Below are 23,869 nucleotides of genomic sequence, written 5' to 3'. Positions count from 1 at the left end.
AGGGATCACCAGGGAGACGAACGCGCATGGCCGAGACGCTCATCAAGGTCGACCTCACCCAGTCGGCCTACGACAACGACATGGTGCACAACCGCTGGCACCCCGACATCCCCATGGTGGCGATGGTCAAGCCCGGCGACGACTTCATCGTCGAGACCTACGATTGGACCGGCGGCTTCATCAAGAACAACGATTCGGCCGACGACGTGCGCGACATCGACCTGTCGATCGTGCACTTCCTCTCCGGCCCCATCGGCGTCGAGGGCGCCGAGCCCGGCGACCTCCTGGTGGTCGACCTGTTGGACATCGGCGCCAAGCCCGAGAGCCAGTGGGGCTTCAACGGGTTCTTCTCCAAGAACAACGGCGGCGGCTTCCTCGACGAGCATTTTCCGCAGGCCCAGAAGTCGATCTGGGACTTCGAGGGCATGTTCACGAAGTCGCGCCACATCCCCGGCGTGCGCTTCCCCGGCCTGATCCATCCAGGCCTGATCGGCTGCCTGCCCGACCCCAAGATGCTCGAGACCTGGAACACCCGCGAGAAGGCGCTGTTCGACACCAATCCCACCCGCGTTCCCGCGCTGGCCACCCTCCCCTTCGGTCCCACCGCCCACATGGGCCGGCTCAAGGGCGAGGCGAAGGACAAGGCCGCCGCGACGGGCGCCCGCACGGTCCCGGGGCGCGAGCACGGCGGCAATTGCGACATCAAGGATCTGTCGCGCGGCTCGAAGATCTACTTCCCCGTCTACGTGCCGGGCGCGGGCCTCTCCATGGGCGACCTGCACTTCAGCCAGGGCGACGGCGAGATCACCTTCTGCGGTGCCATCGAGATGGCTGGCTGGGTCCACCTCAAGGTCAGCCTGATCAAGGACGGCATGGCGAAGTATGGGATCAAGAACCCGATCTTCAAGCCCTCGCCGATCACCCCGAAATTCGACGACCACCTCATCTTCGAGGGTGTCTCGGTCGACGAATACGGTAAGCAGCATTACCTCGACGTCACGGTGGCCTACCGCCAGGCCTGCCTCAACGCGATCGAATACCTGAAGAAGTTCGGCTACTCGGGCGCCCAGGCCTATTCGATCCTCGGCACCGCCCCGGTGCAGGGCCACATCTCCGGCGTCGTCGACATCCCCAACGCATGCGCCACCCTGTGGATTCCCACGGGCATCTTCGACTTCGACATCAACCCCGGTGCGGACGGGCCGATCAAGCACATCGATGGATCGATCCAGATGCCGCTCTCGCCGGATTTGTAGTCTCCTGGCTTGCCGTTCTTTCCGGGCGGCAAACCGTGACCACTTTGCATGAAAGCACGGATATGCCCGTCTACGATTACGCTTGCGATAGCTGCGGCCCGTTCACGGTGCTGCGCCCGATGGCGCAGTTCCGCGATCCGCACGATTGCCCCGACTGCGGGTCGTCGTGCGGACGCGCCTTCCTCACCGCGCCCAACCTCGCCTCCATGGATGCGGGCAAGCGCAAGGCGCATGCGACCAACGAGCGGAGCGCCCACGCGCCCCGCCGCTCGTCGGGCCACGGGGCCGGCTGCGGCTGTTGCGGCGGCGCTGCCAGGACCAAGCAACCGGCGGCCGCGAAAAGCTTCCCCCACGCGCGGCCGTGGATGATCAGCCACTGACGCGAAAGTGGCCCCCCTCCTCACCTCTGCGGTGAGACGATGGAGGTGGGGGTGGCGGGGTGACCCTGCCGCACTGAAAGCGGAACCGCCCCCACCCCTGCCCTCTCCCCGCCAGGGAATGGGGAATGCGTCGGGCTTTCCGAAACGCGCGATGACAGAAGGAGCACCGTCATGATGCACGGCGACATTTCCTCGAGCAACGACGGCGTCGGCGTGGCCGTCGTCAACTACAAGATGCCCCGTCTCCACACGAAGGCGGAGGTCCTCGAGAACGCGAAGAAGATCGCCGACATGGTCGTCGGCATGAAGTCCGGCCTGCCGGGTATGGACCTCGTGATCTTCCCCGAATACTCGACCCACGGCATCATGTACGACGGCGCCGAGATGTACGAGACCGCCTCGGCCGTGCCCGGCGAGGAGACGGCGATCTTCGCCGAGGCCTGTCGCAAGGCGCGCGTCTGGGGCGTGTTCTCGCTCACCGGCGAGCGCCACGAGGAGCATCCCAACAAGGCGCCCTACAACACCCTCATCCTGATGAACGACCAGGGCGAGATCGTGCAGAAGTATCGCAAGATCATGCCCTGGACACCAATCGAGGGCTGGTATCCGGGCGATCGTACCTATGTCTCGGACGGGCCGAAGGGTCTCAAGATCAGCCTCATCATCTGCGACGACGGCAACTACCCGGAGATCTGGCGCGACTGCGCCATGCGCGGGGCCGAGCTCATCATCCGCTGCCAGGGCTACATGTATCCGGCCAAGGAGCAGCAGATCCTGATGTCGAAGGCGATGGCCTTCGCCAACAACTGCTACGTTGCCGTGGCCAACGCGGCGGGTTTCGACGGCGTCTACACCTACTTCGGCCACTCCGCGATCATCGGGTTCGACGGCCGGACGCTCGGCGAATGCGGCACGGAGGAGATGGGCATCCAATACGCCTCGCTCTCGAAGTTCCTGATCCGCGATGCGCGCACGCACATGCAGTCCGAGAACCACCTCTTCAAGCTCCTGCACCGCGGCTACACGGGCATGATCAACTCGAAGGAGAACGAGCACGGCAAGGCCGAATGCCCCTACGACTTCTACCGTCGCTGGATCGAGGACCCGGAGGGCACCCGCGAGGCGGTCCACGCCGTCACCCGGCCCGGCGTCGGGACCGAGGAATGCCCGATCGCGGGTATCCCGACGACGCCGCGCTGACCCGCTGCGGCGTCAGCTCATGTAGTTGACCAGGGTGAGTTTCGAGAGGGTCGAGGTGACCTGGTAGCTCGCCTGCAGCTGGGTCTGGAGCGCCAGGAGCTTGGCCGTCACCTCGTTGACGTCGACGGTGTCGAGGCCGTCGAGGGTGTCCTGCAGGACGGCGCGGGTGGCGCCGTTCTCGGCCTTGGCGTCCTGCATGTTGCGGGCGGCGAGGCTGAGGTCGCTCGCGATGCTCTCGATGCTGCCCGCCGCCCGGTCGGACGCCAGGACCGTGCGCGAGCGCTCGGCCAGGGCCTGGTAGCGGGCATTGTCGGGCGTGCCGGCGGAGGTGTCGGTGAAGCGTTCGGCCGCCAGGGCGGCGATCCCCGCCAGGACGGCCCGGATCGGCGCCTCGTTGGCCTGGGCGCCGATGCCGACCCTGCGGCTGGCGTCGACCTGGACCGCGGCGGTGGTGCGCGGGTCGGCGGAAGTGTCGTCGCCGGTGTACCAGATCACGGTCTTGGCCGCCGCCGTCGCGGGTTCCGAGACGAAGCCGCCGTTGGCGGTGTCGACCCTGCGCGGAGCGAAGGCCGTCTGCTTCGAGCCGGCGAAGAAGTCCTGGGCCGCGATCGTCGAGGAGGACGCGGCCAGGGTGGTGGCCGCGCTGGTCTCCAGGGCGTTCGCGAGCGCCGCCTGCATATTCTGCGCGGTCACCGCCGGGTCGGCATCGATCCGGAACTGCCCGCTGCCGCCGGTCGAGGTGGTCGACTTGGCGGTCAGCGTGATGGTGGTGGTGGTGCCGTCGCGCATGCCCAGCGCCACCGTCACCGTGTCCCCGTCGACCGGGCGCGTCGTGCCGGAGACGGAGAGCGCGACGCTGGCGGGCGCACCGCCGGAGAAGGCGAGGTCCACGCCGGGAGGGGTCCCGCTCTGGGCCGCGGCCACGGCCTTGCCCGACAGGCTAACCGAGAGGTTGGCGGCGGCCTCGCCCGAGGAAGTGCCGATGGCGAACTCGTTGGTGCCCGGCGTCGGGGTGGTGCGCGCGGTGTAATCCACAAGCACCTGGCTGCCGTCGGGCTGGTTGACGCTCACGCGCACCAGGTCGCCGTCCTTGGGCTGGCTCGAAAAGCTCGGGGTCACGGTGGGGGCCACCGCCGCGGTGCGCGTCGCCTGGATCGCGGCCGGGCGCGAACTCGTCACCGACCCGATGAAGAAGCCGAAGTTGGCGCGGTCGGCGGCGGCCTTGCCGCCGTCGCCGGCGACGGTGGCGGCTTCCGACAGCGTCACGCTGCCCGGGCCGGCGCTGCCCACGGCGAGGCCGCCCCGGCCGGGGCTGAGGGCGCCGTCGGCGGCCTTGCGCTCGGCGATGACGTCCCGGAGGCCGTCGCGGCCGAGCACGGGGTCGCCGTCGAGGATCGCGGCGCTGGCGGCCACCGGCGGCCGATCGGTCTCGCGTCCGCCGAACAGGTAGCGGCCGGCCGCCTGCTGGTTGAGCGCGTCGAGGGCCGCGTCGAGATTGCTGCGGGCGATCTTGGTGGCGGTGTCCACCGACGGGCCGGTGCCGAAGGTGCCCGCCGCGGCGAGGGAGGCGCGCACGCCGTCCCCCAGCGTCGCGACCTGGGTGACGCTGGTGGTGGCGAGGTTGACGCGCGTGGTGGCGCCGGCGATGGCCGCGTCGTAGCCGTCCAGCGCCGAGAGGGTGGCATGGGCCGAGAGGCTGGTGGTGCGGGCGGACCCGAGGCCGCCGTAGCTGTCGGCGGTCTGCTGGGTGGCGAGCTGCGTCGAGAGGCCGTCGAGGCGGTTCTTGATCGACACCAGGTTGGCGGCGTTCCGGTCCGAGACGTAGGTGCCGGCGGTGAAGGGCGAGATGGACATGGCGGGCCTCGGATGCGGTCACGGATGGGATGAGCCGGCGGAACGGGGGCACGCCCCGCAGCGCGCTAGATCCGCATCAGGGTGTCGAGCATGTCCCGGGCGGCGGTGAGCACCCGGGCGTTGGCGGTGTAGGCGGTCTGGAGCTGGATGAGGGTCGACATCTCGTCGTCGATCTTGACGCCGGATTTCGACGCGAAGCGGCTCTGGGCGGTGGAGAGCGCGATGGTCTGGCCCTCGTCGAGGTCCTTGGCATTGGCCGCCCCCGCCCCTTGCGCGTCGACGATGCGCTGCGCGAACCCCTGGACGCTGTCGACGAAGGGCGCATTGATGCCGCCGATGCCGCTGGCTGCCGAGAAGGTGCGGTTGGTGCGTGTCAGGGCGTCGTAGAGGAAATCGGGGCGGGTGGTGTCGCCGTTCTGGGTGGTGGGGCTGGTGTTGACGAGGGTGGCGGTGGATTGCGCCACCGACGGGTTGATGGCGATGCGCTGGGCGAAGCCGGTGAGCTGGCTGCCCCCGTCGATCGATCCGGTGAAGAGCTTGCCCGATTTGGCGCCGTCGACGAACAGCGCGAACTGCGGCTGGCCGGTCTGGGTGTCTGCGCCGCTGCGCGGCACCGTCACGCTGGCGCTCGTGGCGAGCAGGGTCGGCGCGTTCGCGGCCGGATCGCTCAGGATGCGCAAGGCCCCGGCCCCGGCGCCGGGCTGGGCGGTGACGGAATAGGTCGGGCTCAAGAGGCCCGCGAGCGTGTCGGCGACGCTCGGGTCGCCCGGTCTGGTGGGCAGGCTGAAGCCGATCACCGTCGCGGACGGGTCGCTGGTGTCGGACGCGCTCACGGCGGGCGCCGGCCGCAGGTTCGAGGGCACCAGGATCAGGTTGCGCTGCGTGCCCGCCGCGTCCCGGACGCTCAGGGTGATCGCGTTGCCGGCGCTCAGGCCGGTCAGGTCGATGTCGAAGCCCGAGGCGGTGCCCGCGGTGACGGCCGTCCCGGTGGCCTGCCGGTCGGAGAAGCTGCGCGAGAGCCCGGCGGCGAGATCGTCGAGCTGGCGCTGTGCCTGGGGCAGGATGGTGTCGCGCAGCTCGATCCCCGCCGCCAGGGAGCCCGAGCCGATGCCGCCGTCGGCGATGAGGTCGATGCCCGCCCCCCCCGGCTGGCGGGCGATGATGGTGCCGACCCCGCGCTTGGCCGGATCGGTGGAATAGCTCGCCTCCGGGGTCATCGCCGGGCGCTGGTCGAAGCTCAGGGTGGTGGCCACCGCCCGTTCCACCAGGGTCAGCCCGGAGCCGGTGACGATGGTGGCCGAGCCGTCGCGCTGGGGAACCGTCTTGACGTCGAGGAAGCTCGCGAGGGTCGTGACCTTCTGGTCGCGCTGGTCGAGGAGGTCGGCCTTGGCGGAATCGTCGCCCGAGGCGACGATCTTGGTGTTGAGGTTTGCGATCGCGCTGAGGAGGTCGTTGACGTCGCGAACCTCGGTGGCGAGCTGGGACTCGGCGGCGCCGCGCAGGTTCTGCACGCCCTGCGCGATGCCGCCGATCTTCGCGGCGAGACTCGATGCCCGGTCGACCACCGTCGAACGGGCCGGCGGTGAGGTCGGATCGGCGGCCAGCCCCTGGAGCGCCTGGGCGAAGCCGTTGACGACGCCGTCGAGGGCGGTGGCGCTACCCGGCTGTCCGTAGAGCTTGTCGAGCTGGCCGCGCACGTCGGCGATCCGGCCGGTGTAGGCGGAGCCCGAGGTCTCCAGGCGCAGCTGTGTCTGGGCCGCCTCGTCGAGGGTGCGGTTGATCAGGCCGGTGGCGACGCCCGAATTGCCGACGCCGTCGCTGACCGTGGACAACGTCCGCTTGACGTAGCCGGCGGTCCCGACGTTGGCGATGTTCTGGGAGACGACGCCGATGGCGGCCTGGGTCACCCGCAGGCCGGCGGTGGCCGTGTTCAGGGCGTTGGTGGCCATCTCGTCCCTCCGTTCTCGGTCGTCGAGGCCTTGACCGGATAGGATATCCGGCCCGAGTCTCTAAGAAATTGCCCTCGCACCGGGCATCTGCCGAAAATCCGATCCGTGTTCCGGCCCGGTGCTCGGGCCGGCAGACCCTTTTCGGCGATCAGCGAATGATATTGATCAGCGCCGACATCATGTCCTGAGCGGTGGACATGACCTTGGTGTTGGCCGAATACGCCTGTTGGGTTACGATCATCTTCGAAAATTCGCTCGCAATGTCCGTATTCGACTGCTCGATGGTGCCGCCGATGACCGTCGATCCCTTCAGGCCCACCAGGGGCGGGCCCGAGTCGATGGTCTGCTCGTAGTTGCCGCCGGAATCCGACTTCAGCCCGTCGGAGTTGGTGAACTGCACGACGTTGATCTTGGCCAGGGACAGGGTGCTGCCGTTGCTGTAGGTGCCCGCGATCGTGCCGTCCTCGGTCACTTCGGTGCTGATGAGCGAGCCCGAGGCATAGCCGTCCTGCTGCTGGGTGTTGGTCGTCACCCGCCCGTCGGACGTGTTGTACTGGGTCAGCCCGCCGCTGCCGAAGCGCAGGGTGAGGTCGTTGAGGTTGATCCCGTCGATGGTCACGTCGGGAACCGTGATCGAGGTTGCGGCCGGTGCGGTGAGCTGGCCGCTGGCGTTGAAGCCGAAGGCGGTGCCGGCGTTGGTCCAGGGCGACTGGTTGAGGCCCGCTGTGCTGTTGTTGGCGTAGAACAGGTTCCAGACGTCGTCGGTGGCGGCCGCGGTCCCGGTGGCGGGCTCGCCCGTCTGCACCTTGGCCCAGCGCGTCGCCAGGCTCACCGGGCCGCCGCTGGCCGAGTACAGGGTCATGGTCGGGCCGACCACGCTGTTGTTGACGAAGCTCTGGGCGTCGCCCGCGGCCACGCTCGCGGTCCCGGTGCCGCTGAGGATGCGCGGGTCGCGCTGGTTGGGGGCGGTCCCGAACGGCGCCAGGAGCTCCGAACCGGGCAAGGCGGCCGAGGCGTTGGTGGTCGCCGGCACCTTCGGCAGGTTGGCCGAATAGGTGATCGTGCTGGTCGGCTGTGCCGCCAGGAGGGCGTTCGAGATCTTGATCGGCCCCTCGGAGGAGGCCTGGCCGGTGGCGGGGTCGAGGGTCGAGCCCTTGAGGTAGGAGCCCGCGCCGTTGACGAGGTAGCCGTCCTTGTCGGGGGCGAAGTCGCCGCGCCGGGTGAATTTCTCGGCGGTCGAGAAGGTCGGCTGCCCGTTGGCGTCGCTGGTCTTGGATTGGACCGTGAAGAAGCCGTCGCCGTTGAGGGCGATGTTGGTGCCGACGTTGGTGGCGTTGAGGCCGCCCTGGATCGTGGTGGTCAGGCGCGAATCGGCCAGGACCGAGCCCGCCACCTGGCGGCCGGGCTGCTGTTCGGCGATGAGATCGACGAAGTTCGTGTCGATCCGCTTGTAGCCGGTCGTCTGCGAGTTCGCGATGTTGCCCGAAATGTTGTTGAGCGAGAACGACTGGGCTTTCAGGCCGGATACGGCCGTCTGCAGGGCGGTGAAGACATCCATGGCCGGCAAAACCTCTCGCGCATGACCGTTCGTCGGGGAGCGGCCGAAGCGCGGACCGATCCCGGGACCAGCCGGCGCAAGCCTCGTGCCGAGACCAAGCCATTGAAATGATTGACGATCACGGCTGGCGGGGCGGCAGAAAACGCCGGTCCGCGGCCCGGTCCCGGCAGGATTTGCCGGTCTTTGAGCGCGTTTACGCGGCGTTATGGCCGATGGCTGTAGCGTTCCCGGCGGTGACCACTGGACCAGGTTCGATGAAAAACAAGCGGACGACCCTCGTCCACCTCATCTACTTCTCGCGGCTGAACCTGGCCGCCGATGCACTGACGCGCTCTCGCGAACTCGGCGAGATCACCCGTCAGGCGCAGAAGAAGAACGAGTTCTCGGTCATCACGAGCTTTCTGATCGTCGAGCAGAACTTCGCTGCCCAGATCATCGAAGGCGAGCGGATGTCGGTCAACGACACCTTCGGGCGCATCAACGTCGATACGCGCCACCGCGACGTCCAGATCGTCGAATGGCGGGAGATCGTGAAGCGGGAGTTCGTGAACTCCTTTTCCACCTGCGTGCGCAACCCCGCCAACGACGCCCTGTTCCAGAAGGCCAACCTCCTGCCGATGTTCCAGCGCGGCACGCCGCGCGCGATCTCGATCCAGTCCCTCGCCCTCGCGCTCCAGACCGAGTCGATGTCGAAGCAGGGCATCGATCACCTCTTCGTATGACCACGAACACCGCCGTCATCCGATATCCTGACTCCGATCTTCGGGGCCGTGACCACCTCGAGTCCAAGACGCCATGAGCGAGACGCCCCCGATTCTCATCGTCGACGACCAGGAGAAGCTTCTCCGCCTGGTCATCCTGCTCATGAACCGCCTCGGGTTTCCGGACGTCGAGGGGGTGACCGACGGATTGGAGGCCCTCGAGCGGCTTCGGCAGCGCAAGTACGCCCTCGTCATCGCCGACCTCGACATGGAGCCGATGGACGGTCTCTCGCTCCTGCGCGAGATCCGGGGGGACGACGCCCTGATGAACACCCCCTTCATTCTCACCGAGGCCTCGTTCGAGTTCGAGGACATCAACCTCGCTCACCAGGCCGGCGCGGACGCCTTCATCCTCAAGCCGTTCGACATGTCGGTGCTCAAGTCCAAGCTCAAGCAGGTGATCAACCGCAAGCCGCGCAAGCGCGAGGCGCCGCTCGCGGCCGAATCGACCCTCAGCGTCGACTTTCCGATGCTCGGCAAGTTCTGAGGCCGGCGAGTTCTGAGGCCGGCCAATTCAGAGGTCGGCGGTTACCGGCACCTGCGCCGCGGGCGGCGGCCGCATCACCCGGCGGCGTCGACCGTCGTATCCGACGTGATGCCGATGCCGGTGTAGCGGAAGCCCTGCTGCATCGCCTCGGCCGGCGTGTAGACGTTGCGCAGGTCCACGAGCACCGGGGCGGCCATGATCTCGCGCAGGCGGGCGAGATCCAGCGCCCGGAAGGCGTTCCATTCCGTCACGATGACCACGGCGTCCGCACCCTCGGCACAGGTATAGGCATCCTGCGCGTAGGTGACGTTCGACAGCATCAGGCCGGCCTGCTCCATGCCCTCCGGATCGTAGGCGACGATGCGCGCGCCGCCGTCCTGGAGGGCGGTGATGATCGACAGGGACGGCGCATCGCGCATGTCGTCGGTGTTGGGCTTGAAGGTGAGGCCGAGGATGGCGATCGTCTTGCCCCGCACCGAGCCGCCACAGGCCGCCACCACGCGCCGGGCCATTGCCCGCTTGCGCTGGTCGTTGACCGAGACCACCGTCTCCACGAGGCGCACGGGGGTGCCGGCGTCCTGCGCGGTCTTGACGAGGGCCAGGGTGTCCTTGGGAAAGCACGAGCCGCCGTAACCCGGGCCGGCATGGAGGAACTTGCCCCCGATGCGGTTGTCGAGGCCGATGCCGCGGGCGACCTCCTGGACATTGGCGCCGACCTGCTCGCACAGGTCCGCGATCTCGTTGATGAAGGTGATCTTGGTGGCGAGGAAGGCGTTGGCGGCGTATTTCGTCAGTTCGGCGGTGCGGCGGCCGGTGACCAGGATCGGCGCCTGGTTGAGGTAGAGCGGCCGATAGACCTTGGCCATGAGCTCGGTGGCGCGCGGATCCTCGCTGCCGATGACGATACGGTCGGGGCGCTTGAAGTCCTCGATCGCCGCGCCTTCGCGCAGGAACTCCGGGTTGGAGACGACGGAGACGTCCGCCTCGGGCCGCGCCTCGCGGATGATGCGCTCGACCTCGTCGCCGGTGCCCACCGGTACCGTCGATTTGGTGACCACCACCGTGTAGCCGGTGAGCGATGCCGCGATCTCGCGGGCGGCCGCGAAGACGTAGGTGAGGTCGGCGAAACCGTCGCCGCGGCGCGAGGGCGTGCCCACCGCGATGAAGACCGCATCGGCCTGCTCCACCGCCGGCGCGAAGTCCGTGGTGAAGCTGAGGCGGCCCTGGCGCACGTTGTCGGCCACCAGCGCCTCCAGCCCGGGCTCGTAGATCGGCATGCGGCCGGCCTTCAGGGCCTCGATCTTGGCCGGGTCCTTGTCGACGCAGATCACGTCGTGTCCGAAATCGGCAAAGCAGGTTCCCGAGACGAGGCCGACGTAGCCGGACCCTACGATAGCGATGCGCATCCGTTGTGACCCTCTGGTTCCTGTTCGCAGCCGGCCTCGTCGACGCGCGCACCGGTCCGGCGCGTGGTCCGCCGATGGGTGCGGACTGCCACGGGACGGCAGGGCCGTTCCCCGACGACTCGGGCATGCCGCTTCGCGCCTTGATAGGCCGCGCCATCGGACCTGTCACCAGCACCCACGTCATGGCAAGGACTTAGACCGGGCGGCATCGGTCCGGGACGGGGTGGACATCGGCGGGTTCCGCCCTTGGGCCCCGCCGTCCGCGGGATCGGGACGGTCGCGCATCAGTCGACGGTACCGTGGATGTCGAAGGCGGCCTCGATGCGCCGGGCCAAGAGGTGGGTCGGGCCGTCGAGATGCGCGCGCGACCGCTGCATCAGGCGGGCGGTCTGGGTAACGGCGCCGGCTTCGGTGAGCGGCATGAAGGCGAGGACGCCGCGGCGGATCTCGTCGCAGACGTCCGGCAGGTTGACGAAGGCGATGTGCGGCGCCGTCATCGCCAGGCGTTTCATCAATTCGATGGAATTGGTCTCCACCGCCGGCGTGAGGGCGAGCCCTGGCGGCACCAGGTCGTCGAGGATCTCGCGCAGGGTCATGGACGGGTCGGCGACCACCAGCGGATAGGCGAGGCAGTCCGCCAGCCGCAGGCGGTCGCGCCCGTTCAAGGGGTGCGTCGGCGCCATCACAGCCCCGAGGTGATGCTCGAAGGCGGCGATGCAGGTCAGGCGCGGATGCGACGGCAACCGGTAGGCCAGCGCCAGGTCCGCCTCGCCGGCCAGGAGTGCCGCGACGATGCCCTCGGCCGGCAGGACGAGCACCGTGACCACGATGTCGGGATGGATCTCGCGGAACTCGCGGATCACGTCGGCGAGCAATCCGGCGGCGAGGCCGGCCATGGTGGCGATCGTCACCCGTCCGCGGCTGAGCCCCTTGAGGGCGGCGGCCTGGGCCAGCGCCTGCTCGTGGCCGCGCAGGGTGTCGCGCACGTGGCGGATCAGGATCTCGCCGGTGGCGGTGAGGCGCAGGCCCCGCGGCATCCGCTCGAACAGCGGCGTGCCCATCTGCGCCTCGAGGGCGAGGATCTGGCGGTTGATCGCGCTCGAGGCCACGTCCAGGCGCGCCGCCGCGGCGCGGATCGAGCCGCTGCGTGCGACCTCGTCGAGATAGCCCAGCAGGCGATGGTGCAGCATCGGGCCCCCGGTCGTGCATCGGCGCGTTCGCGGCCGCTCGGCCGCTCCGGCGAGCCCCCGTTGCACGGACCTTGCCATCCCCTTCGGCCATCCCTTCGACCGGGCTATCGCCCGGCGCTGCCTATTGTGGGATCAGACCGGCCGGACGTGTTTCACGTGAAATAAATCCTATACGCCGCCGCGCCACGGCCGATCAGGGGAGAAAGTCCGAAGGCTCGAACAGCGGCCGGATCTCGATGACGCTGGGGCCGAGCATCGGGTTGGGGCACCGCTTCACCCATTCCACCGCCTGGTCCAGGTCGTCGACCTCCCACAGCCAGAAACCGGCGACGAGGTCGTGCGGCCCGGGGAACGGCCCGTCGACGACGGTGCGATCCGCCCCGTCGAACGCCACCCTCTTGCCCCTGGAGGTCGGGCGGAGGCCCTCCCCCGCCTTCAGGATGCCGGCCGCAATTAGTTCGGTGTTGTAGCGTCCCATCGCCTCGAGGAGGTCGGGCGAGGGCATGACGCCAGCCTCGCTCTCGGTGGTCGCCTTGACCAGAACCATCACCCGCATTCCGCCCTCCCCGGCACGATCTCTCTTCGTCGCGCGGGGAGGATAGCACCGACCGGGCGAGGCCCTATTCCGCGGGCGTCGCCACCGGCCGTCGGCCGCCGTCCTTCGTGCCCGACGAGGTCGGCGGGGCGTAGCCGTAGGTCTCGGGCATCGCGACGAGGTAGAGCACGAAGCCCGCCGCGGCGATGCCCGCCAGCACCAGGAAGGCGGTGGAATAGCCCGCCGAGACGATGATGAGGCCGGCCAGCGTCGCCGAGAACGAGGCGCCGAGCCCCTGCGTGGTGGCGACCGCACCCTGCGAGACGTTGAAGCGCCCGGTGCCGCGGGTGAGGTCGGCGACCACGATAGGAAACAGCGCCCCGTAGATGCCGGCCCCGACCCCGTCGAGGAGCTGGACGCCGACGAGGTAGTAGGGGTTGTCCGAGACGGTATAGAGCGCGCCGCGCAGGGCGAGGACGCCGAACGCCACGAGGAAGATCGGCTTGCGCCCGATGGCGTCCGCCTTGGCGCCGACGAAGACGGCGACCGGCACCATCACGAATTGCGCCGCCACGATGCAGACGGAGATCAGCGACGTCGCGCTCTCCTTGCCGGCGAGCTTGGTCAGCAGTTGCCCGACCGAGGTCAGCATCGCCGCGTTAGAGAGGTGGAAGATCGCCGCCAGCACCGCGAACAGCATCAGGTAGCGGTTCTGCAGCAGGGCGCCGATGCCGGAGGCCTGCTCGTCCGATTGTCCGGCCTTCTCGTCGAGGCCGCGGGCGAGATCGTCGTCGATGGCGTCGGCCGGCACCATCAGCATCGCGCCGACGCTGAGGACCGCCAGCACCGCCATCAGCCAGAACACCACGATCGGCCCGAAGAAGTAGGCGGTCGAGCCGGCGATGGCCGCCGAGACCGCGTTGCCGGCGTGGTTGAAGCCCTCGTTGCGGCCGATGCGCTTGGCGAACATCTTCGGGCCGACGACGCCCAGCGTGATCGCGGCTAGCGCGGGCGGGAACACCGCCCCGGCGATGCCGGCCACCGATTGGGTGGCGGCCACGACGTAGAAGTTCGACACGAAGGGCAGTGTCAGGCAGCTCGCCGTCACCGCCAGGGCGCCGGCGATGACGATGGCGCGCTTGTGGCTGCTGCGGTCGATCAGGGCGCCGGCCGGCGTCTGCGCGATGAGGCCGGCGATGCCGGCGATGGTCATGATCAGGCCCGTGGTCGCCTCGTTCCAGCCCTGGTCGGGGCCGCGCACGGCGATGAGGTAGATGGCCAGATAGGGGCCGAGGCCGTCGCGCACGTCGGCGAGGAAGAAGTTGAGGGCGTCGAGGCCGCGCAGGGACCGGGCCGAGGGCGTGCGGACGTGCTGATCGGAGGAAGGCTGTGCCGTCATCGGTGGTCCTGACGTGATCGGCCGTGGGGCGGGCCCGATGACGGCCCCGTCCGAAAGCGGGCTCTCGGAGCAGGCGTGGTCGGTTGGGCCGGACCGGCGGTTCGGGAAGGCTGATGAACACCGAACGGACCGGCAGCCTGGGCCCCGTGTCGTTTCGACGTTCCGCAACCGCACCGCGAGCGCCTTGGTTCCCGCATCGAATCGTCGGTCGATACAATTCTTCGTCGAGGTCCGGATGAAGAGCCGGCTTCAACCGTGCCCGCGGATGGGCCAGCGCGGGGCGCGACCGGAGCCGTCGATGAATTCGAACCGCTCGGACCGGTTGAGGGTGTGGAAGCGCTTGCCGCGCCAGCCGGGCCCGGCCCGGACGGTCGTCTCGACGGTCTGGCCGAATCCGTCGTCGTCGAGGCGGTCGATCCGGGCCAGCGCCAGGGCCTCGCCGTAACCGCGCCGTCCGTCCTGCACCGGGCGGATCAGGACGCCGTCGCGGGCGACGATGTGGCCGGCCGGGCGGGCCGAGGCGATGTCGATGAGCACCGGGTTGTGGGCATGCGCGGTCCAGGGCCCCCGGAAATCCGGGGCGGACCACAGATGCAGGGCGTCGGAATAGGAACCGCGCACCGGGCCGCCGTCGTGGTCGGCGTGGACGTCGCGCACGGTGGCGAACATCCACCAGCGCCCGGCGTGTTCGAGCAGGGTCACGTCGCCGGCGGTCAGGCCGGAGAGCAGGGTCGCCTCCTTCACCCAGCCGCCGGGAAAGGCGGTGGCGCGGTAGAGGTCGACGGTGCCGTTGGCCGAGCCCTCCGGGATCATCCAGACCTGCCCGTCGCGGGCGAACACGAACGGGTAGGAGAGGTGGTAGGGCTCGTCGAGGACCGGGACCGGCGTACCCACCGGACCGTTCTCGCCGAACGCCACCGCCGAGATGATCGCCTTGCCGCGGGCGTGCTCGTAATCCTCCACGAACAGCACCGTGCGGCCGCCGTGGTCGATGGCGAAGGGGTCGGCGTAGAAGCGGTGGCCGTCGTCGGGCAGGTCGTGCCAGCCGGTCCCCGGCAGTGCCCTGAGGTCGACGAGGTCGGGCCCGGTCAGGTGACGCCAGCCGACACGCCAGTGCGGCGCCCGGTAGCACAGGTGGTAGATCCGCCGCAGTACCGCCCAGGCCAGCATCCGCGTCGCGCGCCGGGCGAGGGCCGGCAGCCCGAGGTCGGGCGGCGGCGGCGGGGTGGGCACAACGGCCCCGCCCTGCGGCATGGCGGGCTCGTGCTGCGACACCGCCGCCACGATGAGCGTCGTGACGCGGGCGAGGGCGTCTTCGAAGGAGATCAGCGCGGCACCGATCGATTCGGTGCCGAGCCGGGCCGCGACGTGGGTGCGGCCGTCCTCCGCCAGGGTCGCCACCGGCATCCGTCCGTCGAGGAGACAGGCGAGCAGGCCCTCTTCGCCGGCGACCCCGTCGAAGCGCAGCGTCCAGACCCGCGGGGCGGCGCCGGCGACGACATCGCCGCACAGGTCGATCACGAGGTCGGGCGTCGCGTCGCGCGGTGCCGGATAGGCCCTGAGCGCGTCCGGTGGCAGCGGGGCCGAGGGGCCGTTCGCCGGCACGCGCCCGATGAGCGCTTCGAGGCGGAACAGCAGGGCCGCGTTGTCCGGCAGGCCGCCGGGGCCGGGCGAGGCATCGAGGTCGAGCGCGATGCCGGGCAGCCGCATCAGACGCGTCATCAGCGTCGCGTGCCAGCGGCGTGGGGCGCGACCGTCGAGACGGAGTCTCAGATCCATGTCTGTCTCAAGTGCATGTCTGTCTCGAATGCATCTCTTGCACCGGCTCCGGGACGGCGAACCCGACCTGTCCCTACGCCCCCCGCCCTTGCGAAAGACTTGCGGCCGGAGCGATGACCACGCCGGACGAAGCCCTCGCTCCTCGAGGGTGCGCGTAGATCCTTTTGCATCGCAATATCGATCTCGTCGCGTGTCTGCCGCTTTTTCTCGCATCGCTAAAAGGTGATGGAAATATGCGCATCGTTAAACTGTGATCAAACTCGCGCTCTACGGCCTGATTTAAAATACGGCATGCTCATAATGATCGCACTCATCGGAATAGATGGAAGTAAACCGTGCAATCGGGGTCAGAATTGGGCTATGATGACGTCATATCGAGCGCCATACGCTCCGGCGCCATAGAGAGACAGCACCGATGACGATCAGCAATACGCGCGAAACCGCCAAGATCTACGCCTTCGTGCCGCGGACGCGGGCAACCGGCTCGGGGCAGCCGTCCGGCCTCAAGCCCGGATCCGCCCAGGACGCCCAGCAGGTGCCGGTCTGCGACTTCAGCGGCAGCTGGTACCATGCGGCTGCGATCCAGGACGCGCCTCAGCCGCGCCGGTCCTGATCCGCGAGCCCGAACGGCGATCGAGCGCGTGGCGCAGCCTGCCGGCCCGCTGCCGGCCGCCCGTCAGAGGAGCACGCGCTGCCGCTGGCCCCGACGCTCGAAATAGAACGGGATCGGCAGATAGGGCGCGAAGCCGCCGGCGACCTGCGCTTCCAGGTCGCCGAGAATGACGTCGGTGATGCGCGGCAGGTCGAGCTTGCGCGCCTGGGACAGGTTCACCCAGACGAGTTCGACGAGTTCGGAGTCGGGTGTCACCACGCCGGGCGTCTCGCCCGCCACCGCCGTGCGGTCGATGGCGAAGAAGCGGGTGTCGAACCGGCGCGGCCGCCCCGGCGGGGTGATGGCCCGGGCGACGAGATGCATCGCCTCCAGGTCGGGCAGGACGCCGTTGTCCCGGAACGCCGCCCAGGGGCCGTCCGGTACGTCCTCGGGCGCGCCGTAGTCGCGGGTGCCCAGGAGCAGGCCCGTCTCCTCGTAGGTCTCGCGGATCGCCGCCAGGGCGAGGGATCGGCCGAGATGATGGGGCGGGCGCACCACCTGGGCCGTCAGGGCGGCCTCGGCCCTGGCCGAGAGCGCGCCGGCCACCGGCATGTGCCGGTCCCAAGTCTCGATACGCCCGCCGGGGAAGACGAATTTGCCCGGCATGAACGCGAGGCCGGCGTGCCTCCGGCCCATCAGCACCTTGGGCGTGCGGCCCTTGCGGTCCACGAGGATGAGGGTGGCGGCGTTGCGCGGCCGCGCGGCTGGCGGGCGCCCGCCCCGCTCAGGCGTGGCCGAGGCCGGGGGTTCTGTCGTCGCCGGGTCCGCGCCGGAAATCGGGTCCATGCTGCAGGTCCTCGGGCCGCACCGCCGCCTCGGCGCGGGGCAGCGGTAGCGTGGCGAAGCCATGCATGCCAAGCGCATATTGCAGGCCCACCACGGCGCCCTTCACCGGCTGCAGCAGCGCCATCGCCATGATCAGGGTGACGATGGGCCAGAAGCTCAGCTGGAACCACAAGGGCACGTCGTATTCGGTCTCCATCTTCAGGAGCGCGTAGCCGACGATGTGCCCGACGATGAAGATCACGATGTAGGGCGGCAGGTCGTCGGCCCGGTGGTGATGCATTTCCAGCCCGCAGGCCTCGCACTCGGGCCGCACCTTCAGGAAGCGGCCGAAGATCTTGCCCTCGCCGCAATGCGGGCACCGGCCGAGGAAGCCGGTCGCCATGGAGCGGACCAGTCCTTTTCTGACGGTCGGAGCGGTCGTCGCACTTGGCGTCGTCATATCGTCGTCCTGAACGGCCATGCGACGAGCTTACCCCGTTCGCCTCAGCGGCGCGAGCCGCGGTGGCGCGACCCGGTGTTGCGGATGCCGCCGGGCCGGCCGGGGACGCCGGCCCGGCGGACCGGCCGCGAGCCCGGCGCGGTGGCGCGCTTGTCCTCGCGGGCGCGGCCCTCCGACAGCAGTTCGAAGCGCAGGGCGCCGGCCACGGCGGCGGCCTCCACCAGCCTCACCTCGACGGGATCGCCCAGGCGATGGGTCTCCCCGCTGCGCTCGCCCACCAGGGCATGGCGCGATTCGTCGTGGCGGTAGTAATCGGCCCCGAGGGTCGAGATCGGCACGAAGCCGTCGGCTCCGGTGTCGTCGAGCTTGATGAAGAGCCCGGAGCGCGTGACCCCTGAGATCCGCCCGGTGAAGGTGGCCCCGACCTTGTCGGCGAGGTGGTGCGCGATCAGCCGGTCGATGGTCTCGCGCTCGGCCGCCATCGCCCGGCGCTCGGCCGCGGAGATCTGCTCGCCGATCTGGTCGAGGGCGCCGATCGTGACGTCGGACGACAGGCCGTCGCTCCCGAGCCGGCAGGCGGTGATCAGCGCGCGGTGGACGATGAGATCGGCGTAGCGCCGGATCGGCGAGGTGAAATGGGCGTAGCGGCGCAGGTTCAGCCCGAAGTGCCCGAGGTTCTGGCTCGCGTAGACCGCCTGCGCCTGGCTGCGCAGCACCACCTCGTTGATGAACAGCGCGTGCTCGGTCTCGGCCACCAGGCCGAGGATGCGGTTGAACAGGGCCGGGCGCAGGGCGCCTTCCTTGGGCAGCTTGATGCCGATGGAGGCCAGCACTTCGCCCAGAGCCCGCATCTTCTCCAGGGCCGGTTCGTCGTGGACGCGGTAGATCAGCGGTTGACGGGCCTGTTCCAGGGTCTCGGCGGCGGCGACGTTGGCGAGGATCATGAACTCCTCGATCAGCCGGTGGGCGTCGAGGCGGGCGGGCACCACGACGCGGTCGACGGCGCCGTCGGCGGTCAGCAGCACCTTGCGCTCGGGCAGGTCGAGGGCGAGCGGCCCCCTCGCCTCGCGGGCCTTCACGAGGGCCGCGTAGGCGCCCCAGAGCGGACGCAGGGCGGTGTCGAGGAGCGGCGCCGTGGTGTCGTCGGGGTGCCCGTCGATGGCGGCCTGCGCCTGCGCGTAGGCGAGTTTGGCCGTCGAGCGCATCATCACGCGGTGGAAGGTGTGGCGGCGCTTCACCCCGTCGGCGCCGATCACCATGCGCACCGCCAGCGCCGGGCGGTCCTCGCCCTGGCGCAGGGAGCAGAGGTCGTTGGAGATGCGCTCGGGCAGCATCGGCACCACCCGGTCGGGGAAGTAGACCGAGTTGCCGCGCATCAGCGCCTCGCGGTCGAGCGCGGTGCCGGCGCGGACGTAGGCCGCCACATCGGCGATGGCGACGGTGACGACGAACCCCTGCGGATTGTCCGGGTCGTCGTCGGGCACCGCCATCACGGCGTCGTCGTGGTCCTTGGCGTCGGGCGGATCGATGGTCAGCAGCGGCCGGTCGCGCCAGTCCTCGCGGCCCTTCAGGCCGGCGGCCTTCACCGCGTCGGCCTCCGCCAGGGTGTCGGCTGCGAACACGTGCGGGATGTGGTGGAGGTGGAGCGCGATCAGGCTCACCGCCTTCTCGGAGCCCAGCGACCCCAGGCGCTCGCGCACCCGCCCCTGCGGCAGGCCGAACCGGGTCTCGCGGGTGAGCGTGACGCTGACGAGGTCGCCGTCGCGCGCCGTGCCCTCCTCTCCGGCGGGGATCGCGATCTCGCGCCCCTGCGCCCGCTTCTCCACGGGCACGATGCGGCCGCCGTCCCGGCCGGTGCGGTAGACGCCGATGACGTCGGCCTTGTTCTTGCCGATGACCTTGACGATGCGGCCGGCGTAGCGGCCGCGGTCGCCCTCTTCCTGCTCGACGCGCAGGAGCGCGCGGTCGCCGATCCCCGGCGCCGGCCGTCCGGGCTTGCGGCCGCCGCGGGGGATCTCGACGCGGATCTTCGGGGGCGGGCCCTTGGCGTGGTCCCATTCGGCGGGCATCGCGACGAACTCGCCGTCGCGGTCGCGGCCGGTGATGTCGGCCAGCACCACCGGCGGCAGGCGCCCGGCGGGCGTGAGGCCGCCGCGCCCGCCCTCGACCTCGCCGTCCTCCTCGATCTCCTTGAGCAGCCGCTTCAGCTCGATCTTGGCCGCACCCTTGATGCCGAAGGCCTGGGCGATCTCGCGCTTGCCGACCTTTTCGGACGACCCGGCGATGAAGGCGAGCACCTGTTCGCGCGAGGGAAAGGCGGGCCCGTTCGGGTTGGGGTGGATGCGCTTGGCCAAGGATGGGGGCTCGCTGCGCCGGACGAGGCGCGCAAAGAATAGGTGAGCCGATGGGACACCATTCGACTCGTCCACGCAACATGGGAACGCTGGCCGTCCCGGGCAATGTCGACGCGGGCGCGTCTCAATACGGCGTCCCACCCGCACGCTTCTGCTTCAGTGCCTCGGCGTACCAGACCAGTTCGTCGAGAAAGCGCGCGGCCGCCCGGCCGAGCCACTCCTCCTTCGCCGCGCCGTCCGCGTCGAGGGCCTTGCCGATCCGCGGGATCGGCAGCAGCGAGGGGATGCTCGGGGTGCCGAGCTCGCACAGCATGGCGCGCAATTGCATCGCCGCCCGCACGCCGCCGTACTGGCCGGCCGAGTAGCAGCAGATCGCCGACGGTCGCCAGGCGTATTCCTCGAGGAAGTGGTCGAGGGTGTTGGACAGGGCCGGCGGAATGGAATGGTTGTACTCGGCCGAGACCACCAGGAAGGCATCCGAGCGCCGGTAGAGGACGGCGAGATCCTCCAGCACCCCGGGCGCCTCGCCCTTGGGGTACTCCTTGTACATCCGGTCGAGGAGCGGGAGCTGCAGCACGGCCGGGTCGACCAGCGGCGCCTCGTATCCGCGCGCCTCGAGCTGCGCGATCAGGAAGCGGGCGGCGCGCAGGCCCTGCCGGTCCGAGCGGACGGAGCCGAGGATGACGGGGATCGTGAGGGTCATGGGCGTCTCCCGAGATGGCGCGGCGAGCCTGGCGGATTTGCCCGGCCATCGCCCGTTTCCGCCCGCATCCTTACCACAGGGTCCGAAGACCGGCCGGCGTCGCGACGACGGCCTCGTAGCGCAGCTGCGGACCCGCCCGGATCGCGATCGGCGAGGCGAGGCCGAGCTCGCGATGCAGGCGTTCGACCTGCGCGGGGTCGGGGTGTTCGACGACGAAGGCGGACAGGCGGGCACCGGCGTCCGGCATGGCGGCGGCCGGGGAGCCGCGCGCGCCCCAGTCGATCAGGCAGGGCGCCAGCCCGTCGAGGGGAAGCGCACCGTCGTCCCTGACGCCGAAGGACCAGACCCGGTCGCCCCGCGAGACGCGCCGCGGGCGTCCCAGCAGGGGTGCCATCCGGTCCAGCGCCGGTCCGAGGTCGGACGTTCGCGCGACCCAGGTCCGGAGCCGGCGGCCGGCGTCCCAGTCGCGCCGGACCCGGTCCGCATCGTCGAGGCCGAACCAGCGCGGACGGTCCGGGCGGGCGGCCTGCGGATCGACCGCGATGATCTCGAGGAAGACGTCGTCGCCGAGGCGGAGCAGGTGATTGACCGTGCCCATCTCCGGGTGCCGGCCGCCGAAGGGCATGTCGAGGCCGAGGGCGTCGCGAACGTGCGCCACCCCCTCCCGCAGGGTCGGGGCGATGATCGTGAGATGGTCGAGATGGAGCATGCGGATGACCGGCCACGGGGCGGTTGCGGGCGACGGGGCGTCCCGCAGGACGATCTCCGGTCGTCCGACCGGCCGCTCATGGCGAGCGAGCGTCGACCCGGTTTACCGCCGCTTCCGGCGGCCCGCCACCCGGCCGGGTTCCTGCCGTCGCCGACCGGCCGCGAGCCGGGCCGCAGGCGTCCCTGGCCGGGCCTGTCGCCGAACGCGAAGCGCCGGAGCCTCGTTGGAGGCCCCGGCGCCACGTCGCATCGTCGACGATCGCATCGGATCCGGGCGTCGCGCCCGGAACCGATTACTGCGAGTAATACATCATGAACTCGACCGGATGCGGGGTCATCTCGTAGCGCATCACTTCCGTCATCTTCAGCTCGATGAACGAATCGATGAAGTCGTCGTTGAAGACGCCGCCCGACTTGAGGAAGGTGCGGTCCTTGTCGAGGTTGGACAGGGCTTCACGCAAGCTGCCGCACACGGTGGGGATCTTCTTCAGTTCGCGCGGGGGCAGATCGTAGAGGTCCTTGTCCATGGCCGCACCCGGATCGATCTTGTTCACGATCCCGTCGAGGCCGGCCATCAGCAGGGCCGCGAAGGCGAGGTAGGGGTTGGCCATCGGATCGGGGAAACGGACCTCGACGCGCTTGGCCTTGGGGTTGTTGGTCCACGGGATGCGGCAGGAGGCGGAGCGGTTGCGGGCCGAATAGGCCAGCAGCACGGGCGCCTCGTAGCCGGGCACCAGGCGCTTGTAGGAGTTGGTGGAGGGGTTGGTGAAGGCGTTGAGCGCCTTGGCGTGGCGGATCGTGCCTCCGATGAACCACAGGCACTCCTGGCTCAGATCGGCGTATTTGTTGCCGGCGAAGACCGGCTTGCCGTCCTTCCAGATCGACTGGTGGACGTGCATCCCCGAGCCGTTGTCGCCGTAGACGGGCTTGGGCATGAAGGTCGCGGTCTTGCCGTAGCTCTGCGCGACGTTGTGGATGCAGTACTTGTAGATCTGCATGTGGTCGGCGAGCAGGGTCAGCGTGTCGAACTTCATGCCGAGCTCGTGCTGGGCGCTCGCCACCTCGTGGTGGTGCTTCTCCACCGTGACGCCCATGGACTGCATCGCCGCCAGCATCTCGCCGCGCATGTCCTGCGCCGAATCCTGCGGCGGCACCGGGAAGTAGCCGCCCTTGGTCTGGACGCGGTGGCCGAGGTTGCCGCCCTCGTAGTCGGTCATGCCGTTGATCGGCAGTTCGACCGAATCGAGCTTGAAGCCGGTGTTGTAGGGCTCGGCCGCGAACTTCACGTCGTCGAACACGAAGAACTCGGCCTCGGGGCCGACGTAGATGGTGTCGCCGATGCCGGTGGACTTGAGGTAGGCTTCGGCCTTCTTGGCGATGCTGCGCGGATCGCGCGAATAGGGCTCCCCGGTGCCGGGCTCGAGCACGTCGCAGACGATCGACATGGTGGAGGCCGAGAAGAACGGGTCCATGCAGGCGGTGGCCGGGTCGGGCATCAGCAGCATGTCGGACTCGTTGATCGCCTTCCAGCCGGCGATGGACGAGCCGTCGAACATCGTGCCTTCGGCAAAGATCTCGTCGTCGACGAGGGAGACGTCGAAGGTGACGTGCTGCCACTTGCCCCGCGGGTCGGTGAAACGGAAGTCGACGTATTTGACGTCGTTGTCCTTGATCTCTCTGAGGACGTCGGCAGCTTTCTTGGCCATTCCTTGAAGCCTCCTTGCTCGCTCGGCATTCAGCCGTGGTTATTTCACGGGCCGTTCGCACGCCCCGCGGTCGAGAGGTGTCGTGTACAGGAAAAGCGCCGACGCGGCGATGACGCCGAACGGACCTTTTCCGAGCACCGTTGGGATTTTCTCAAGCTCCGGCGGGCATTTCCGGGCGCCCGGGCCCCGGGCCGGCAGGCGCGTTCTCGTATGACGGCGGCCCTTCGCGCAAGCCCCGGACGCGAACCGTGGCGCGGGACGGCGGCGGGCCGTCAGATCGCGTCGCCGCCGGTCTCGCCGGTGCGGATGCGGATCGCCTCTTCGATCGAGGAGACGAAGATCTTGCCGTCGCCGATGCGGCCGGTCTGGGCCGACTTGCGGATCGCCTCCACGGCGCCTTCCACCAGCGAATCCGCCAGCACGATCTCGAGCTTCACCTTGGGCAGGAAGTCGACCACGTATTCGGCGCCGCGATAGAGCTCGGTATGGCCCTTCTGGCGGCCGAAGCCCTTGGCCTCGATCACGGTGATGCCCTGCAGGCCGACCTCCTGAAGCGCCTCCTTCACCTCGTCGAGCTTGAAGGGCTTGATGATCGCTTCGATCTTCTTCATGCCGAACGGGCCTGACCTGCTTGTGACGGAACGGTATTTTCTAGCACCGAGACCCCGGGGGCGCCACGGCGTTGGCGACCGGATTTTTCCTAAAACCGCCCACCCTCTGTGCAAACGATGCAAATCGTTGCGGCAGCCGGCGACGCCGATCCCGTT

General features: G+C 69.4%; 21 protein-coding genes. 6 read left to right on the top strand and 15 right to left on the bottom strand.

The features are described 5' to 3' along the window. Positions 1 to 26: 26 nt before the first annotated feature. From fmdA to ASG40_RS16745, 3 genes are all read left to right on the top strand, one after another. Positions 27 to 1,256, top strand: coding sequence for a formamidase (gene fmdA, locus ASG40_RS16755; RefSeq protein ID WP_055888298.1), 1,230 nt, complete (start codon positions 27 to 29; stop codon positions 1,254 to 1,256). Positions 1,257 to 1,318: 62 nt separating this feature from the next. After that, positions 1,319 to 1,636 (top strand): FmdB family zinc ribbon protein, encoded by a 318-nt coding sequence (locus ASG40_RS16750; RefSeq protein ID WP_055888296.1) that lies wholly within the window; start codon positions 1,319 to 1,321, stop codon positions 1,634 to 1,636. Between the two features lie 171 nt (positions 1,637 to 1,807). Next, on the top strand, positions 1,808 to 2,836 hold the full coding sequence (locus ASG40_RS16745; protein ID WP_055888294.1) for an aliphatic amidase: 1,029 nt from the start codon (positions 1,808 to 1,810) through the stop codon (positions 2,834 to 2,836). Positions 2,837 to 2,848: 12 nt separating this feature from the next. Here ASG40_RS16745 and ASG40_RS16740 read toward each other — a convergent pair whose 3' ends face one another. The 3 genes from ASG40_RS16740 to ASG40_RS16730 all read right to left on the bottom strand — a co-directional run bounded on the left by ASG40_RS16740 (position 2,849) and on the right by ASG40_RS16730 (position 8,197). Then, positions 2,849 to 4,690 carry a hypothetical protein gene (locus tag ASG40_RS16740; protein ID WP_055888293.1) on the bottom strand — a complete coding sequence of 614 codons (1,842 nt, stop codon included), beginning with the start codon at positions 4,688 to 4,690 and terminating at the stop codon, positions 2,849 to 2,851. A 65-nt stretch (positions 4,691 to 4,755) separates the two neighbouring features. Further along, positions 4,756 to 6,639, bottom strand: a complete 1,884-nt coding sequence (flgK, locus tag ASG40_RS16735) for a flagellar hook-associated protein FlgK (RefSeq protein ID WP_055888291.1) — start codon at positions 6,637 to 6,639, stop codon at positions 4,756 to 4,758. 148 nt (positions 6,640 to 6,787) lie between these two features. Continuing rightward, positions 6,788 to 8,197 (bottom strand): flagellar hook protein FlgE, encoded by a 1,410-nt coding sequence (locus tag ASG40_RS16730; RefSeq protein ID WP_055888289.1) that lies wholly within the window; start codon positions 8,195 to 8,197, stop codon positions 6,788 to 6,790. Positions 8,198 to 8,451: 254 nt separating this feature from the next. Here ASG40_RS16730 and ASG40_RS16725 point away from each other — a divergent pair, with 254 nt between their 5' ends. After that, entirely contained in the window at positions 8,452 to 8,919 is a 468-nt protein-coding gene (locus ASG40_RS16725; RefSeq protein WP_055888287.1) for a BLUF domain-containing protein, read from the top strand. 73 nt (positions 8,920 to 8,992) lie between these two features. Then, on the top strand, positions 8,993 to 9,445 hold the full coding sequence (locus ASG40_RS16720; protein WP_055888285.1) for a response regulator: 453 nt from the start codon (positions 8,993 to 8,995) through the stop codon (positions 9,443 to 9,445). 74 nt (positions 9,446 to 9,519) lie between these two features. On the opposite strand, the gene ASG40_RS16715 is transcribed toward ASG40_RS16720, so the two are convergent. From ASG40_RS16715 to ASG40_RS16695, 5 genes are all read right to left on the bottom strand, one after another. Continuing rightward, positions 9,520 to 10,851, bottom strand: a complete 1,332-nt coding sequence (locus tag ASG40_RS16715) for a UDP-glucose dehydrogenase family protein (protein ID WP_055888283.1) — start codon at positions 10,849 to 10,851, stop codon at positions 9,520 to 9,522. A gap of 284 nt (positions 10,852 to 11,135) precedes the next feature. Continuing rightward, positions 11,136 to 12,041: a LysR family transcriptional regulator gene (locus ASG40_RS16710; protein ID WP_055888281.1), complete on the bottom strand. Its 906-nt coding sequence runs from the start codon at positions 12,039 to 12,041 to the stop codon at positions 11,136 to 11,138. Positions 12,042 to 12,234: 193 nt separating this feature from the next. Next, the gene (locus ASG40_RS16705; protein ID WP_055888276.1) at positions 12,235 to 12,597 is read right to left on the bottom strand and encodes a YciI family protein; all 363 of its coding nucleotides are present in this window, start codon (positions 12,595 to 12,597) and stop codon (positions 12,235 to 12,237) included. A gap of 64 nt (positions 12,598 to 12,661) precedes the next feature. Then, positions 12,662 to 13,975 carry an MFS transporter gene (locus ASG40_RS16700; protein WP_055888274.1) on the bottom strand — a complete coding sequence of 438 codons (1,314 nt, stop codon included), beginning with the start codon at positions 13,973 to 13,975 and terminating at the stop codon, positions 12,662 to 12,664. 249 nt (positions 13,976 to 14,224) lie between these two features. Continuing rightward, complete coding sequence (locus ASG40_RS16695; RefSeq protein ID WP_055888272.1) at positions 14,225 to 15,754, bottom strand: glucosamine inositolphosphorylceramide transferase family protein; 1,530 nt, start codon at positions 15,752 to 15,754, stop codon at positions 14,225 to 14,227. Between the two features lie 415 nt (positions 15,755 to 16,169). Here ASG40_RS16695 and ASG40_RS16690 point away from each other — a divergent pair, with 415 nt between their 5' ends. Beyond that, positions 16,170 to 16,367 carry a DUF2735 domain-containing protein gene (locus ASG40_RS16690; protein WP_055888271.1) on the top strand — a complete coding sequence of 66 codons (198 nt, stop codon included), beginning with the start codon at positions 16,170 to 16,172 and terminating at the stop codon, positions 16,365 to 16,367. Positions 16,368 to 16,430: 63 nt separating this feature from the next. Here the strand turns inward: ASG40_RS16690 and ASG40_RS16685 are convergent, their stop codons facing one another. The 7 genes from ASG40_RS16685 to ASG40_RS16655 form a co-directional block, all read right to left on the bottom strand. Further along, positions 16,431 to 17,192 (bottom strand): NUDIX hydrolase, encoded by a 762-nt coding sequence (locus tag ASG40_RS16685; protein ID WP_055888270.1) that lies wholly within the window; start codon positions 17,190 to 17,192, stop codon positions 16,431 to 16,433. Then, the gene (locus tag ASG40_RS16680; RefSeq protein WP_055888527.1) at positions 17,131 to 17,631 is read right to left on the bottom strand and encodes a DUF983 domain-containing protein; all 501 of its coding nucleotides are present in this window, start codon (positions 17,629 to 17,631) and stop codon (positions 17,131 to 17,133) included. Before ASG40_RS16680 ends, ASG40_RS16685 begins: the two co-directional genes overlap by 62 nt. A 44-nt stretch (positions 17,632 to 17,675) precedes the next feature. Then, entirely contained in the window at positions 17,676 to 19,985 is a 2,310-nt protein-coding gene (rnr, locus tag ASG40_RS16675; protein ID WP_055888268.1) for a ribonuclease R, read from the bottom strand. 124 nt (positions 19,986 to 20,109) lie between these two features. Further along, positions 20,110 to 20,688, bottom strand: a complete 579-nt coding sequence (locus ASG40_RS16670) for an NADPH-dependent FMN reductase (protein WP_055888266.1) — start codon at positions 20,686 to 20,688, stop codon at positions 20,110 to 20,112. Positions 20,689 to 20,758: 70 nt separating this feature from the next. Further along, positions 20,759 to 21,397, bottom strand: a complete 639-nt coding sequence (locus ASG40_RS16665; RefSeq protein WP_055888263.1) for a VOC family protein — start codon at positions 21,395 to 21,397, stop codon at positions 20,759 to 20,761. Positions 21,398 to 21,689: 292 nt separating this feature from the next. Continuing rightward, entirely contained in the window at positions 21,690 to 23,102 is a 1,413-nt protein-coding gene (gene glnA / locus ASG40_RS16660; RefSeq protein WP_055888261.1) for a type I glutamate--ammonia ligase, read from the bottom strand. A gap of 272 nt (positions 23,103 to 23,374) precedes the next feature. Further along, positions 23,375 to 23,713 (bottom strand): P-II family nitrogen regulator, encoded by a 339-nt coding sequence (locus ASG40_RS16655; RefSeq protein WP_055888259.1) that lies wholly within the window; start codon positions 23,711 to 23,713, stop codon positions 23,375 to 23,377. Positions 23,714 to 23,869: the final 156 nt, after the last annotated feature.

The sequence above is a fragment of the Methylobacterium sp. Leaf399 genome, from assembly GCF_001424525.1.
Classification (GTDB): Bacteria; Pseudomonadota; Alphaproteobacteria; order Rhizobiales; family Beijerinckiaceae; genus Methylobacterium.
This window is presented reverse-complemented; position numbering and strand designations above follow the sequence as displayed.